The organism is Micromonospora sp. NPDC049044 (assembly GCF_040649215.1).
Classification (GTDB): domain Bacteria; phylum Actinomycetota; class Actinomycetes; order Mycobacteriales; family Micromonosporaceae; genus Micromonospora.
Map to the genome: position 1 here is coordinate 46,494 of NZ_JBEZFA010000001.1, position 15,469 is coordinate 61,962.

General features: G+C 72.9%; 9 protein-coding genes. 5 read left to right on the plus strand and 4 right to left on the minus strand.

The window, feature by feature from the left end:
- Nucleotides 1–44 precede the first annotated feature (44 nt).
- The 4 genes from AB0B85_RS00225 to AB0B85_RS00240 form a co-directional block, all read right to left on the minus strand.
- Complete coding sequence (locus AB0B85_RS00225; RefSeq protein WP_357401846.1) at nt 45–3,974, minus strand: ThuA domain-containing protein; 3,930 nt, start codon at nt 3,972–3,974, stop codon at nt 45–47.
- A 228-nt stretch (nt 3,975–4,202) separates the two neighbouring features.
- The gene (locus AB0B85_RS00230; RefSeq protein ID WP_357401848.1) at nt 4,203–5,663 is read right to left on the minus strand and encodes a hypothetical protein; all 1,461 of its coding nucleotides are present in this window, start codon (nt 5,661–5,663) and stop codon (nt 4,203–4,205) included.
- Nucleotides 5,660–7,507 (minus strand): dynamin family protein, encoded by a 1,848-nt coding sequence (locus AB0B85_RS00235; protein ID WP_357402393.1) that lies wholly within the window; start codon nt 7,505–7,507, stop codon nt 5,660–5,662. The genes AB0B85_RS00230 and AB0B85_RS00235 overlap by 4 nt, the downstream gene beginning before the upstream one ends.
- A gap of 103 nt (nt 7,508–7,610) precedes the next feature.
- Nucleotides 7,611–8,486 (minus strand): IniB N-terminal domain-containing protein, encoded by an 876-nt coding sequence (locus AB0B85_RS00240; RefSeq protein ID WP_357401850.1) that lies wholly within the window; start codon nt 8,484–8,486, stop codon nt 7,611–7,613.
- Nucleotides 8,487–8,782: 296 nt separating this feature from the next.
- On the opposite strand from AB0B85_RS00240, the gene AB0B85_RS00245 reads away from it, so the two are divergent.
- The 5 genes from AB0B85_RS00245 to AB0B85_RS00265 are packed head-to-tail and all read left to right on the plus strand — an operon-like array spanning nt 8,783 to nt 15,445.
- On the plus strand, nt 8,783–10,039 hold the full coding sequence (locus AB0B85_RS00245; RefSeq protein ID WP_357401851.1) for an Hsp70 family protein: 1,257 nt from the start codon (nt 8,783–8,785) through the stop codon (nt 10,037–10,039).
- Between the two features lie 5 nt (nt 10,040–10,044).
- Nucleotides 10,045–12,612, plus strand: a complete 2,568-nt coding sequence (locus AB0B85_RS00250) for a LuxR C-terminal-related transcriptional regulator (protein ID WP_357401852.1) — start codon at nt 10,045–10,047, stop codon at nt 12,610–12,612.
- 40 nt (nt 12,613–12,652) lie between these two features.
- On the plus strand, nt 12,653–14,641 hold the full coding sequence (locus AB0B85_RS00255; protein WP_357401854.1) for a nitrate- and nitrite sensing domain-containing protein: 1,989 nt from the start codon (nt 12,653–12,655) through the stop codon (nt 14,639–14,641).
- Entirely contained in the window at nt 14,638–15,087 is a 450-nt protein-coding gene (locus AB0B85_RS00260) for a roadblock/LC7 domain-containing protein (RefSeq protein ID WP_357401856.1), read from the plus strand. Before AB0B85_RS00255 ends, AB0B85_RS00260 begins: the two co-directional genes overlap by 4 nt.
- Nucleotides 15,065–15,445, plus strand: a complete 381-nt coding sequence (locus AB0B85_RS00265; protein WP_357401858.1) for a DUF742 domain-containing protein — start codon at nt 15,065–15,067, stop codon at nt 15,443–15,445. The genes AB0B85_RS00260 and AB0B85_RS00265 overlap by 23 nt, the downstream gene beginning before the upstream one ends.
- The last annotated feature ends 24 nt before the right edge of the window (nt 15,446–15,469 follow it).

Consider the following 15,469-nt stretch of genomic DNA (forward strand, 5'->3'; position numbering starts at 1 on the left):
GGCCGACCCGGGGTGCCCGTGCCGGCCACGTCAGCGGCGCTGGTTCAGCTCTGGTACGCCTGCACCTCCCAGAGCGAATGGCCGTACCCGGTGCCCCGGGCGGTGCCGTAGATCCGCAGGTAACGGCCGTTGGCCCCGAGCCCGGTGTGCTCGTCCACACCACCGTCGGCGCCGGTCACCGTCTTCACTGTGGTCCAGGTGGTGCCGTCGTTCGAGGTCTGGATCTGGTACGCGCTGCTGTACGCCGCCTCCCAGTTCAGCGTGACCCGGCCGATCGCGGTGGGGCTGCCGAGGTCGACCCGGATCCACTGCGGATCGGAGAAGGTGCTCGACCAGCGGGTGGTGAGGCTGCCGTCGACCGCCTGGGCGCCGGAGACGTCGGCTCCCTCGTTGCTCGATGTCGTCGTCGGCTTGTTGAGCAGCAGGTTGCCGCCGGTCGAGCCGCCGGCGCTCCCGTACACCTCGAATTCATAGAGCGAGTAGCCCCACGCAGTGCCGCGGGCGGTGCCGAGGAGCCGGACGTACCGGCCGGAGCCGGTGAGGCCGGTCAGGTCGTCCACCCCGCCGTCGCCGCCGGTCACCGTGCGGACAGTGGTGAAGGTGACCCCGTCCGTCGAGGTCTGGATCTGGTACCCGCTGCCGTACGCCGCCTCCCAGGTCAGCTTGACCCGGCTGAGCGAGTGCGTGCCACCGAGGTCCACGTCGATCCACTGCGGGTCGCTGAAGGCGCTGCCCCATCGGGTGTCGGCCACCCCGTCGAACGCGTTCGCCGCGCCGTACGCACCTTCGAAGCTGGACGCCCGTGCCGGTTTGCCCCGGGCCAGGTTGGTCCCCGGCTCGGGGTCCGGGTCCGGTCCGGGGCCACCCGGGCTGGTGGAGAGGGTGAACTCGTCGATGTCGAACCACGGGCCGGTGCCCTTGAAGACCAGGAACAGGGTCCGGGTGCCGGTCGGGGCGGTGACCCCGCCGGTGACGGTGGCGAAATTGGCGTACCCACCGGTGGGCACCACGGTGGCCGAGCCGACCAGCGGCCCGGTCGGCGAGTCGACCCGCAACTCCAGCGTGCCGCCCCCGCCGGCCGGGGCGCCGACCCGGGCGCTGAACGACTGGACGCCGGTCAGGTGGTACGGGCGGAACGAGATCCAGTCGTTGTTGTCGATGTAACCGACCGCCGCGCCGCCGTGCCCGGCCGCCCCGGAGACGATCTGCACGCCGGACGAGTCACCGAAGTGCTCGGCCTGCCGGACCCGGGGTTGCAGCACCGCCTGGGTGTGCGTGGTCAGCGCCGGTTGGCCGCCCCCGCCCAGGTCGGTGTACTCGGCGTCGATGACGCCGAAGATGTTCGCCGCCGTGTCGTGCTCACCGTCGGCGGTGGTCTGGATGACCCCGGTGCAGCCCTGCGCGCTGCCGAGCTGGTGGCCGTGCGAGTCGTGGCCGAGGACGTAGTTCACCTTCACGCGGGCACAGTTGACAGTACCGTCCTGGGCGTCGGTGACAGTGACGCTGAACGGCACCGCGTCCCCGAAGGAGAACGTCTGCCCGTTCAACGGGGTGTTCACGGTGACCACCGGGGCGCTGTTGCCGACCGTGACGACCACGCTCGCGGTGGCCGTCTTGCCGGTGGTGTCGCGGACCGTCAGCGTCGGGCTGCGGGTCCCGTTCGTGGTGTAGGTGAAGCTCGGGTTCGCCGCCGTCGAGTCGGTGCTGCCGTTGTTGTCGAAGTCCCAGGCGTAGCTGAACGGGTCACCGTCCGGGTCGAGCGTGCCGGCCGAGGAGAAGGCGACAGTCAGCGGCGCGGTGCCGCTGGTCGGGGTGGCCGACACCTTCGCGATCGGCGCTCTGCCCTCGCGGGCGTACTCGATGCGGTAGAGCGCCGAGTTGGCGTCGCCGTTGAACCAGCCGGTGCCGTAGTCGAGCACGTAGAGCGCGCCGTCCGGCCCGAACTCCATGTCCATGACCTGGGTGCCGGTCCACGGGAACGGGTTGATCTTCAGCGGTTGGCCGGACGCGTCGAGCTTGATGTTCTTGATCCAGCGACGGCCGAACTCACCGGCGAAGTAGGTCCCGTCGTAGTACTCGGGGAACGCCACAGGCGAGGTGTTGTTCGGGTCGTACCGGTAGACCGGGCCGCCCATCGGCGACAGGCCGCCGCCGGTGAACTCCGGCGGCGAGCCGGAACCGCCGTACGGCAGCCACGCCGGGATGGCCGGCGGTAGCTGGGTGATGCCCGTGTTGTTCGGCGAGTTGTTCACCGGCCCGCCCGCGCAGTCGAACTTCGGCCCGGACGGCCCGGACGGGAAGGTGTAGTCGTTGTAGGCGTCGTTGCGGGCGGTGCAGTACGGCCAGCCGTAGAAACCGGGCCGGTCGATCCGGGCGAACTCCACGTTGCCCGCCGGTCCCCGATTCGGGTCGGCGGTGCCCGCGTCCGGGCCGTAGTCGCCCAGGTAGACGATGCCGGTGGCCTTGTCCACGCTCATTCGGAACGGGTTGCGAAAGCCCATCGCGTAGACCTCCGGGCGGGTCCGCGCGGTGCCCGGGGCGAACATGTTGCCGGCCGGGATGGTGTAGCCACCGGCCGCGCTCGGCTTGATCCGGAGCACCTTTCCCCGCAGGTCGTTGCTGTTCGCCGAGGTGCGCTGGGCGTCGGAGGCCGGGTTGCGGCCGGCCCGCTCGTCGATCGGGGTGAAGCCGGCCGAGTCGAACGGGTTGGTGTCGTCCCCTGTGGACAGGTAGAGGTTGCCGGCGGCGTCGAAGTCCATGTCGCCACCGACGTGGCAGCACATACCCCGACTTGTCGGCACGGTGAGGATCAGCGTCTCGCTGGCCAGGTTGATGGTGTTGTCCGCGTTCACTGTGAACCGGGCCAGCCGGCTGACGCCGTCCCAGACGGCGAAGTCGGCAGGGGTGCCGGTGGCCGGTGCACCGCCACCGGGGGTGTTGAGGGGTGGGGCGTAGTAGGCGTACACCCAGCGGTTGGTGGCGAAGTTCGGGTCGGCCTTGATGCCCTGCAGGCCCTCCTCGTCGCCTGTGTAGACCGGCAGGGTGGCGGCGACCTTGGTGTTGCCGGCGGCGTCGGTGTGCCGGATCACGCCGTTGCGCGAGGTGTGCAGCACGCCCCGGTCGGGCAGGACGGTGAGGCTCATCGGTTCGCCGGTCTCGGCCGCACCCCTGGCCAGCTCGACCTGTTGGAAGTTGCTGCTGACGGTGGGGCCGCAGTCGGCGTCGACCGCCCCGGCGGCGGTCCGGATGCCGCCGAGCAGGTGCTGGCGGAAGTTCGCTTCGGTGTACGAGGCGTCGGTGTGGCCCAGCCCGGTGTACCAGGCGCGACCGCCGGAGTAGTTCTGGCACCAGGAGATCGGGTGGTCGGCGCCCATGCTGCCGCCGGTGTAGGTGCTCTCGTCCAGGGTGGCCAGCACGTGCGCGCTGCCCCGCGGGTTGGTGCGGTAGTTGTACAGCTCGTCGAACCGACTCCACCGCTGCGGCAACGTCGCGGTGGACGGGTGCACCTGGTCGGCGACCTTGACGGTGACGGTCTGCTCGGCCGGGTGCGAGGCGAAGTACGCCCCGACCAACCCGCCGTACCACTGCCAGTCGTACTCGGTGTCCGAGGCGGCGTGCACCCCCACGTAGCCGCCGCCGCCGGTGATGTAGCGCTCGAACGCGGCCTGCTGCGCGGTGTTGAGCACGTCGCCGGTGGTGGACAGCCAGATCACCGCGGCGAACCGGTCGAGGTTGGCGTCGCTGAACTGGGCCGCGTCCTCGGTCGCCTCGACGGTGAAACCGTTGGCGGCACCGAGCTGCTGGATGGCGGTGATGCCCGCGGCGATGGATCCGTGCCGGAATCCGGCGGTCTTGCTGAAGACCAGCACGGTGAAGGGTGCGGCGCTGGCGGTGGGTGCGGCGGCGACGATGCCGCCCGCCACCAGAAGCGCGCTCAGCGCGCCGCCGAGCCACGCTCTCAGGGATCTGCGCACGGTTGTCCTTTCGTGGTGCGAGGACGGCGTGCGCCGATCACGCCTGGCGAGGGAGCGATGTGTGTGGATGCATCGTGGCGTCCGGACCACCGGCGCGTCAAGCCTCTTCCGCGATCCGTGAGAGCGTTATCTCCGCAGGTCAGGGACAACCGTGTCGAGCATGATCGAATAACGGTTCTCGGGCTGCGGTAGCGACCGGCGAGCCTGCTGCGCCGGACCGCCGTCAGCTCAGCGGCCGCCCGCCACCAGCTCGGCGATCATCCCCTCGCAGCTGCGGACGACCACCTGGGCCCCGCGCCGCTGCGCCAGCGGCAGCAACGGGTCCTCGGCCCGGTCCCGCCACCGCCACTGCGCGTCGGTGGCAACCTCCCAGAGCCGCTGCACCGTCGCCTCGTGCTCGACACCGAGCCGGGCCGCGAGGCCCACCCCGTCACCCCCGACGAGCCGCTGCGCCTCGGCGGCCAGCTCCGCGTCGAAGCCGAGCCGGGCGTTGCGCAGCGCGACAAGCAGGCGCAGCTCGCGGAACTCGTGCGCACCCGCGAGGATCCGTTCGAGTGCGCCGGTCAGCTCCGCGGCACCCGGGATGGGCTCGGTCCGCAGCAGCGTCTCGACCGCCGCCAGCGCGGACCGGGCCTTGAGGGCGTCACCGCGGTCGATGAAACAGCGGGTCACCGACTCCCGCAGCTCGGTCAGACCGCTGCGCCGAATGAGTTCCGCCGAGAGTTTCACCCGACTGTCGAAACCACTGCGCACCAGGGTGCTCGCCAGCCGGACGCCGAAGATCCCGAACCGATCCAGCAACGCGGCCCGTACCTCGGTCTCCAGCCGTACCGGCAGCTCACCATTGAGGAACCGGTCGGCGGAGATCAGGTGGGCGTCCAGCTCGGCCCGCGGCACCTGGGCGATGGTGGCAAGCGCGGCGAAATCCGACTCACCGAGCATCCGGCCCGCCAGGCCGAGCATCCCACTGCACGCCACCACGTTCACGCTCAGCGCGTTCACCCGCGGGTCGCGGTGGTGCCGCCGAGCGAGCTGCCGGGCGGTGAGCAGGCCGTCGATCCGGCCTCCGCCGATCTCGTCCGCCCGGGACAAGACCATGATCACATTGACCGGGGCGGCCTGCCCGACCACGCTGTCCCGGCCGGACTCCAGCACCCGCAGATCACTGTCGCGGGCGTCGCGGGTCAGGTACAACACCGCGTCCGAGTCCCGTAACACCCGCTCCAGCACCGGCCCCCGGTCCGGCTCGGCGGCGCCGGTGACCGCCGGGGTGTCGATGAGCGTGACCTGCCGCAGCGCCCGCGTCGGCCACCGCACCACGATGTCGCGCACGTCGCCCGCGCCCCAGCCGAGATCCACCCGCAGGCCGGTCGCCGACTTGACCACTGCCAACTCCTGCGGAGGCTGACCGGCCGGATAGGCGGTCGCGCTCGGCTCGGCGCCGTCCTCGTACCAGGTGAACGCCCCGTCCGCCCGCTCGACCGGCGCGACCTCCTCGCCCATCAGGGCGTTGAGCACCGTCGACTTGCCGGAACGCCAGGGCCCGACGATCGCGATCCGCAGCGGTTGTTCCAGTCGGGCGACCTGGTGCCGCAACTGCCCCACGGCCCGTGGATGGCCCTGGTAGAGGTCGATGGCCTGGTGCAACAACCCCCAGGCCGCCTCGTCCAGGCGCAGACCCACGGTCATGCCTGCGGCTCCAACCGCAGCGGGGCGGACTGGGCGCCGGTCAACTGCTGCGCCTGCTCGTAGAGCGCCGCCAACCGGGTCATCTTCAGCCGGATCTCGCGGTGCCGCTGCTCGCGCAGCGACGCATCCGTCTCGGCCTCCTGCTTGGCGCTTCGGAACGACTGGACGATCGCCTCCTGAAGCTCCTCGGTCAGCCCCGTGAAGTGGTCCCGCAGCATCCGCTGCACCTGCCGGGTGGTGTCCCGACAGTCGCGGATCATCCGGACGAAGAAGTCGTCGACATGCCGCTGGATGGCCGTCTTGACTGTCGCCTGCCGGCGACGGAGCAACTGCTTGCTCTCGTCGCGGATGCTCTTGCCGCCGAACAGGGCCCCGATGCCGACCGAGACCGGGTTGATCATCGGCATGCCGGCCAGGGTGGTCGCCAGACCAAACATCAGCATCCCGCCGTACGAGCCCTTCATGCCGGTGAACAGCTTCTGGCCCGGGGTGAACCTGTCGATCGTCGGCATCTGCAACTCCGGCAGCCGCTGCCCGATGTCCTCCGGCATCGTCATCGACCAGGGCGGCAGCACGTCGTAGCCGTACCTGTTGAAGTTGGCGGCCACCCGGCGGGCGATCCAGTCGCAGCGCTGGATCAGCCACTCGTGGTTGGCCTCCGCCGCCTCCACCAGGCTCCGCTCCAGCCAGTCCTGGAAGGTGTCCCAGGCGACCAACGGGTCGGCAGTGTCGAACGCCTCGTCGACAGTGCGCAGGATCTCCCGGGTCCGGTCACGCAGGTCGTACTCGATGTCGGAGAGCAGATCGCCGATCTCGTCGCTGAGGGTGTTCTGCCAGCGGGTGGAGCACCGGCGTAGCTCGTCGACCTCCCGCTGCGCCGCGTGCAACCGGGAGATCGGCCCGGACTGCTCCTCGGCCTCCCGGGTCGCCAACTCGGCGCGCAGCGGGGCGGCCAACTGCTCCACCACCGTCCGGGCCACCGTCTGCACCGAGGCCCGGGCCAGTCGGTCGGCCTTGCCGGCCAGGTCCCGCTGAAGTCGGGCGATCAGCTCGGGAAAGCCGGACTCGGTGTTGAGCCCCCGGTCGTCGGCGCCTGCGGCGCGCAGTCGCAACGCCGCCGAGACCGGGATCAGCGTCGCCGCGATGCCTGCCTCGGCCAGGTGCTGCCGGTTGCGGTCGGCCACCGCGCGCCAATCCGCCACCAGGTCGGTCTTGCTCTGCACCACCACCACGTTGGGATGTGCCCGCATGACGTGCAGCAGCATGTTCAGCTCGGCGACCGACAGGTCCCGGGTGGAGTCGGAGACCAGCAGCACGGTGTCCGCACGGGCGGGCGCGGCGACCGAGGCGGCACCGCCGATGTCGCCGACCTCGTCGGCACCGGGAGTGTCCACAAGCACCAGTCCGGCACCGAGCAGTGCGCGGGGCACACCGATCTCGACGTACGCCGGGCCGCCACCCGGTCGGCGTCCGACCAGGCCGGCCACGCTCTCCCCGACCTGGTTCAGCGCCACCGGGGTCCGCTCGACCGCCACCGTTACGGCGGCGCCGCCCCGGGCGGACGGCGGAGCCTGGGCGACCGCGACGCTCGGGGCCTCGGCGTGCTGCACCACTGTCGGTAGGACAGTCGTACGGCCGTCACCCACCGGACAGGCCGGCGCGTTGATGATCGCGTTGATCAGCTGACTCTTGCCCTGGTTCGGCTCACCGATGACCAGGACGCGCAGCGTCGGATCCAGCAGTTGGGCACGCTTCTGCCGGACCGTCTGAAGCAGGTCACCACGACTGTGTGCACTGCACGTGCGGGCGATGTCGTCCAGCACGTCCAACCAGATCCCGGCCATCACCGCACCAAGTGTGCTGATTTCGGCTCAATTATCAAGAGGCAGCGGAGAGGGCCGGATCGCCCGAGGCGATCCGGCCCTCCGCTCCGCCCGGAGATCCGGGTCAGAGCAGGCCGCCGGTGATACCCAGCAGCCCGTGATCGGACGAGGCGTGCGAGTCGCCGCCGAGCACACCATCGGTGACCCCGCCGGTCACGTCACCGACAGTGCCGGTGACACCGGGGAGGAGGCTGTCCACCTGGTGCGTCACGCCGTCCACAGTCGACGGCACGTCGAGCGGTGGGACCACACCGCCGACGACACCGCCGCCGTGCCCGAGGCCCAGCCCGCCGAGGGTGTCGTCGACACCCAGGGAGCTGACGACCCCGCCGAGCTGACCGTAGGCGCCGGAGAGGACACCATCGGTCAGGTCGCCGCCGATCAGATTCGGGTCGGTGCCACCGAGGTCACCGACGGTGCCGGTGACCTCACCGAGCACCGGGTCGGCGACCGCGTCCACCGGCTGCACCACGTCCGCGTCGAGGGTGTAGGCCACGTCGGAGACGCCGGCGAAGTCGGCGTCCAGGCCGGACGGACCGACGCCCAGGCCGATGCCGGGCAGCACCGTCACCCCGGCACCGGCCGTCGACGGGGCGACCGCGATGGCACCGAGCACGCCGGCCTTGACGTCCACGCCGGTCGGCGAACTCGTGACGCTGATCTGCTGCGCCACGCTCTGCAACTGACCCACCACATCGGTGCTGTCGGTGAGCAGCGGCTCCAGGTCGAGCTGCCCGACCGGTGCGGCCAACGGCGCCAGACCCGCCCCCGGCGCGTAGTCGACGACAAGCGGCACGACGTCCTGCACGTCCGCCGCGGTGATGTCGGTGAGCCCCGCCCCCCGCAGCGCACCCTCGGGGTCGAGGTCGAATGCCGACCGCGCGTCGGGGTTCGTCAGCAGGTCGAGCACGAAGTCGTGGAGGGTCTGGTGCGAGTCCATGTGCCGGTTCTCCTCGGAAGTGGCGGCGCCGGGTGTCATACGTCGACAGTGACGCTATTGCCCGGGTCCGACCCGGGCATCGGGGCTCAGCCCGCAACCAGCCCGGTTGAACCGGGGGCACCACGACCTCGTACGTTAGGGGGACAGGGGGAAACCGTCCCGGCGAGATTAGGGTCCCGACCAGGGGCTGATCTCTGGTACGAACGTAGGAGCCCGCGGGGTTCGCCCGGGGTGGGTCGTCGGCAGCACCGACACCATCGCCACCGGCCGGCCAACTCACGGGGGGAGAAGAGACGATGCCGTACGTCCTCGGGATAGACATCGGGAGCACCAACACGGCCGCCGCGGTAACCCGGCGCACCGGCACGACGTGGACGCGTCCCGAGCCCGTCCCGCTGCACGTCGGCTCCCCTGTCGTACCGTCGGTGCTGTGCCTGGCGGAGGACGGCTCGCTGCACGTCGGCGAGCCGCCCACCGACGACGGCAGCCGCACCACCCGGGACTTCGTCCACCGGATCGGCGACGACGTGCCCCTGCTGCTCGGCGGCGAGGCCTGCACCCCGCAGACACTGACCGCGGAACTCGCGGCGTGGGTGGTCGAGCGGGTGCACGCCCTGGAGGGCGGCCCGGCCGAGGCGGTCGTGCTCAGCCATCCGGCGGGGTGGCGTCCGTACCGGCGGGAGGTGCTGCACCGGGCACTGTCGCACTTCGGCCTGCGGCACGTGACGCTGCTCCCGCGCACTGTCACGGCGGCCGAGAGCCACGCGGCCCGTGGCTTCCCGGGCACCACCGCCGCCGTCTACGCCCTGGGGGGCAACAGCTTCGAGGCCGCGCTGGTGCGTCGCACGCCGCGCGGCACCTACGAGACGTTCGGCACGCCCCAGGGTCTGGACTCGGTGGGCGGGGTCGACTTCGACGAGGCGCTGGCCGGACACACCCGGACGGTGCTGGCCCGGGAGCTGGCCAGCACCGCACGCCGCGGCACCCAGGCCGCGCTGCGCGGGCTGCGCGGGGAGTGTGACAGGGCCAAGCGGGCGCTGACCGTCGACCTGACGGCCGACGTGGTGCTGACCCTGCCGAGCGGCCCAGCCCGGATACCGGTGACCCGGGCGCAGTTCGAACACATGATCCGCCCGATCGTGCAGACCACAGTCGAGCTTCTGCTGCGGGTGGTACGAAGCGCCGACCTGACGTCGACGCAGCTCGACGGGGTCCTGCTGGCGGGCGGCTCGGCCCGCGTACCGCTCGTCATCGAGCTGATCAGCGCGGCCCTCCCGGTGCCCGTCGAGGTCGAACCGGACTCGCAGCTGACCGCCGCCACCGGAGCGGCGCTGGCCGCCGCCCAGGTGGTGTCGCCCCGCCCTCGCCCGCCGGCACCGGCACGCGACCCGGTGCGCAGCGCCGGGCGGGCCACCATCCCGGCACCGCACCACCCCCACCACGACACCGTTCCGGGCGATCCGCCACCGCGGCCGCCGGTCCGGGTCCTCCCACTTGACCTGCCGAAGCCGTCCCGCCTGGCGCTGGCCCGCAGCCGGGGACGCGAAGGATGACCCCAATGATCATGAATGACCTCGCCGCACCGGGGCTGACCCTGGACCGGGGGCCACAGACCCTGCTGGACACCGTCGCCCAGGACCCGACCGGCCCCCTTGCCGTCGGCATCGCCGGCCCCGGCGGCCACGGCAAGACCGCCCTCCTCGCCGAGCTGGCGCGGGCCCACCAGCGGGCCGGGATCACCGTCCGCACGACCACCCCGGAGCCCGACGACCCGGTCGGCCCCGACACGCTCGTGCTTGTCGACGACGCGCACCTGCTCGACGACGCACGGATCGAGGTGCTGCTGCGTCTGCACGGCACCCGCCGGCACCGCCTGGTGGTCGCCCACCGCCCGTGGCCCCGGTCGGCGGCGCTCAGCGAGCTTGTCGACTCCCTCCGGCGCGACGGGCAGGCGGTGCTGCTCACCCCGTTCACCAGGGAACAGACCGCCAGCTACCTCGCCGCCACTCCGGAGCTGGGCCGCCGCGACGACCTTGTGGACTTCGTCCACACGCAGACCTCGGGCGTACCCCGGGATGTCGAACGGCTGGCCCGCGGCCTGGCCGGCGCGGAGACCCCGACCGGCCCGGTGGCCAGCCCGCCCCGGTCCGCCGTCGCGGAGTTCGGGCCCGACCTGGACGTGCAGCCCGCCGCCGTACGCCGGCTGCTGCTCGCGGTCGCGGCCGGTGGCCCGCTGCCGGCGAACATGCTCGCCGCGTTGCTGGGCGTGGACCCGTCGGCAGTCGACGAACTGATCGCCACGACGCGGGCGGCCGGGCTGCTCGGCGCCGACGGCCGGCTCGCGCCGATCGTCCGGCAGGCGGTCACGACGCTCAGCCCCACCACCGACCGGACCGCGGTGTGGCGCCGGCTCACCGAGTTGCAGCTCGCTCGCGGTGCCGCGGTGCTGCCGCTGGTCCGTTCGCTGCTCGCGGCCGGCGCGCTCGGCGACTGCCCGGCCTCGACGCTGGCCGCAGCGGCCGGCGAGGCCCTGACCGACGAGCCGGCGTTCGCCGCCGAGTTGTTCGCCGCCGCCACCGCGGCCGGGCAGCCGGCCAGCGCGCAGCAGGCACTCGCCGCCGCGCTCGCCGGCAACCTCGACGACGCCCTGCGACTGGCCGATCGGCTGCTGGCCACCGCCGCCCCGCCCGAGCGTTCCGAGGCGGCAGTCGTGGCGGCGACAGCCCTGGCGCACCGTGGCCACGTCGGCCGCAGCGTGGAGCTGTACCGGTGGTCGGGCACCGCCTCGGCGCTCGCCTTCGCCACCGTCGGAGGGCTCGCCACCGGAGACCTGGCCGCCACCGCCGACCCACCGGCGGGTGACCCGCCCGGCGAACCGCCGACCCTGCACGCCAGCGCCGCCCGGCTGATGGCCACCGGGGTACGCGAGAGCGTCAGCGGCCCGCCGACCGCCGCACTCTCGGCGCTCGTACAGGCCGCCGCGCTGCTCGAACCGGACGGCCGGGCGGCCCTGCTCCCGGACAGCCCGGCGGCGCTCGCCGCGCTTACCGCCGTGCACTGTGGTGAGCTGGAGATCGCCGAGCAGGTGCTGCACCGTGCCCTGGACGCCGGTGTCGGTGGTCCGCTGATGGCCCGGCGCCACCGGCTGTTGCAGGCGTGGATCCTGATGGTCCGGGGTGAGACGCGCGCCGCCACCGAGCAGCTCGCCGCGGTGACGCTCGACGGGCGGCAGTTGGAGTCACGCGACCTGCTCTTCGCCGCCGCGATCCGGATGGGCATCGCCCGCCGCACGAGCGACCTTGCGGCACTCAAGCGCGGCTGGGGGCAGTCGCTGGAGGCGGTGGTCCGGCACCCCGTCGACCTGTTCACGCTCCTGCCGCTGGGTGAGCTGGCCATCGCGGGTGCGCGCCTCGGTGACCTGGCCCGACTCGAACCGTACCTGCGGGAGGCGTACGCGTTGCTCGGCCGGCTCGGCGACCCGCCACTGTGGAGCGTGCCGCTGCGCTGGAGTGGCCTGCACGCCGCGATCCTCACCGGGGCGCCGGCCGTCGCCGACGAACACGTCGCGGCCCTGCTGGCCGCGGCTGAGCACAGCCGGTACGCCGCGGTGATCGCCGCCGCCGCGGAGTGCTGGGTGGAGGTGCTCAGGGGTGTCGTCGACCCGGCCCGGGTGGAGGCTGCCGCCCGGGCGCTGCACGACACCGGACTGCGCTGGGACGGTGCCCGCCTGGCCGGTCAGGCCGCCATCCGCACCGCGGACCGGCGGGCGATGACCACCCTGCTTGAGTGCGCGCGGGCCCTCCAGGGGCGACCGCCCGGCGGCCACGGAGAGCCGGCGACGACGCGCACCACCGAGCGCGCCACCCGCGTCGCCGACCCCGCCCAGCAGGGGCTCAGCGACCGTGAGTACGAGGTTGCCGAGCTGGTGCTCGCCGGGTTGACCTACCGCGAGATCGGCGACCGGCTGTTCATCTCGGCGAAGACCGTGGAACACCACGTGGCGCGGATGCGCAACCGGCTGAACTGCGCCAACCGCACCGAGCTGCTGGCTCTGCTGCGCACCGTCGTCGCCGACCGGGCCAGCGACACGGCCGGGCAGCCGTGGCCGCAGCGGGCGACCCGGTGAGGGGTCCACGCCGGGTCCGTCGCCGCGAGCGGGGCGGCGCGTGACGCCCAGCGAGGTCCGGCTTCTCCGGACCAGGCTTGTCGTGCTCACCGTCGTCCTTGTCACGTTCTGGTCGTACGCGGCCTACCTGACCAGCCAGGACGCCCTCGACCTGCTGCGCGTGCGGGCCCTGGCGGACACCCTTGGCCAGCCCATCGACCGGCTGATCCTGAGCCTGCAGGCCGAGCGCCGGGCCAGCGCCGAGACGCTCGCCGGAGCCGGGCCGACGGCGACCGCGCTGGTCGGGCCGCGGGAGGTGACCGACCGGGCCGCCGGCGAGCTGCGCCGGTTCGCGGCGGGCCGCGACATCCGGTTGCTCACCGCCGGCGAGGTGCGCGACCGGGCCGACGAACTGATCCGCCGGCTCGACGGCCTGAGCACCATCCGGTCCCAGGTGGACGCCGGGCAACTCGACAGGGCCGCCGCGGCCGACAGGTACGACCAGGTCGTCGACGTCGCCTTCCGGGTGTACGGCCCGGAGTGGGGCGCGTACGAGAGCAGGTTGGCCGCCGACAGTCGGGCGGTGATCGCGCTGGCTGGTGCCCGGGAGCTGCTCGCCCGGGAGGACACCCTGGTCAGCGCGGCCCTGGCCGCCCAGCGACTCGACCCGGACGACCGACGCCGGCTTACCGAGCTCGTCGACAACCAGCGGTTCGCCCGGACGGCGGCGGCGGCCGGGCTGCCCGCCGACGGGCCGGACGAGTACCAGCGGATCGCGAGCGGCCCGCAGTTCGCCGGGCTGATCGCCCTGGAGGACAGGCTGGTGCGGGCGGACACCGCCAACGCCCTGGCCGGGACCACCAGGGCCGGCTGGCGGGCCGCGGCGGACACCGCCCTCGGCGCGCTACAGACCCTGGTGACCAGCACCGCCCGCAGCAGCGTCGAACGGGCCACGCCGGGTGCCGCCGTGGTCGTCGCCCGCACCGGCGCCGTGGTGGGGCTGGGCCTCATCGTCGTGCTCGTGCTCCTGCTGAACTGGGCGAGCACCGTCCGACGGCTGACCGCCGAGCTGACCCGGCCGGTCGTCGACGCGCCGGTCCCGGCCCCGGACGCGGGGGCAGAGCCGGCCGGCCCCGACCGGGAGGTGGGGGCAGAGCCGGACGGCCCCGACCGGGAGGTGGGGGCAGAGCCGGACGGCCCCGACCGGGAGCTGTTCCTGCGGGTCACGCGCCGCAACCAGAGCCTGCTGCGCGATCAGCTCGATCTGCTGGACGGGATGCAGCGCCGGGAGCGGTCCGCCGAGGAGAGCAGCGAGCTGTTCCAGCTCGACCACCTGGCCACCCGGGTCCGCCGCAACGTGGAGAAGCTGATCGCCCTCGCCGGGGCCAGGCCGGCCCGCCGCTGGCGGCGCTCGGTGCCGCTGCTCGACGTCGCCCGCGGTGCCGTCGCCGAGGTGCCGGACTACCACCGGGTCCTGATCGCGCCGCACTGGCCGTGGTCGCTCGCCGGCCCGGCCGTCACCGACGTCGTCCACCTGCTGGCGGAGTTGATCGAGAACGCGCTCGCCTGCTCCCCGGCGGACACCACGGTCCGGGTCAGCGGTGAGCCCCGCGCGCAGGGGTGCGCCGTCCTGGTCGTCGACGACGGGCCCGGCCTGGACGCCGCCGCGCTTGCCGACGCGAACGACCTGCTCGCCAGACCGCCGGCGGCTGCACCCGATGGCCCCACCGGCCTGTACACAGTCGCCGTACTGGCCCACCGATGTGGCGCCCACGTCTCGCTGCGTCCGAGCCGGCGCGGTGGGACGGCGGCGGTAGTGCTGCTGCCGGCCCACCTGGTTCCGGTGCCCGACACCGACCGCCGGCCCTCCGCCGCGCCACCCACCCCGTACCCGCCGGCGCAGCAGAGCATCAGCCGGCCCGCCCCGAGCGGCGACGGCGCGTTGCCGACGCGGGTCCGTCAGACCGGGCCAACCGGCCCCGAACCCGGCAGGACCGGACTCGACACTGTCGAGATACCGGTCGCCAGAGCAGCGAGGAGACACCCATGACCTCCGCAGTGGTCACCGACGACGGCCTGACCGGTGCCCTGGACCGCCTGGTCGACCGAGTGCACGGCGCGGAGTTCGCCGTCGTACTCTCCCCGGACGGGTTGCCCCTCGGCGGTTCCCGGCAGGTGGAGACGAAGCTCACCGAGCAGATCTCCGGCGTCGTCGCCGGCCTGATCGCGCTGGGCCTGGCGGCCACCCGGACCTGCGACGCGGGCGGTCTGCGACAGGTGGTGGTGCAGATGGCCCGGGCCTTCCTGTTCGTCGCCACCATCCCGAACGGGACCATCCTCACCGTGCGGATCGCCGGCGACGACGTCAAGGTGGGCGACATGGCGTACGAGGTGGCGCTCTTCGTGGGGCAGGCCGAACGGCACCTGCCGATCACGCTGGGGCCGGCCTCCGCCGCGACGATCGGGGACACCGGTGCACAGCAGCGGCACCGCTGACGAGGCGTGGTACGACGACGACGCGGGCCCGGTCGCCCGGCCGTACACGATGACCGGCGGGCGTACCACTCCCGCCCGAGGTCAGTTCGACCTGATCACCCTTGTCGTCGCCCGGCGGTCGGCCACGCCGCCCACCCCGCTCTTCCCCGAACAGGCGCGGATCGTCGAGCTGTGCCACCATCCAGTGTCGGTCGCCGAGGTCGGCGCCGAGCTGGACCTCCCGCTGGGGACCGTCCGGGTGCTGCTCGGTGACCTGCTCGCGGCCGGACTGATCGAGACGCACGACCCACCGATGCTGTCGGATCTGCCGACCGAGGATCTGCTTGAGGCGATCCTCGTCGGGCTCCGCGCTCTGTGACCGGGCCGGGGGCAGCCGCGACCC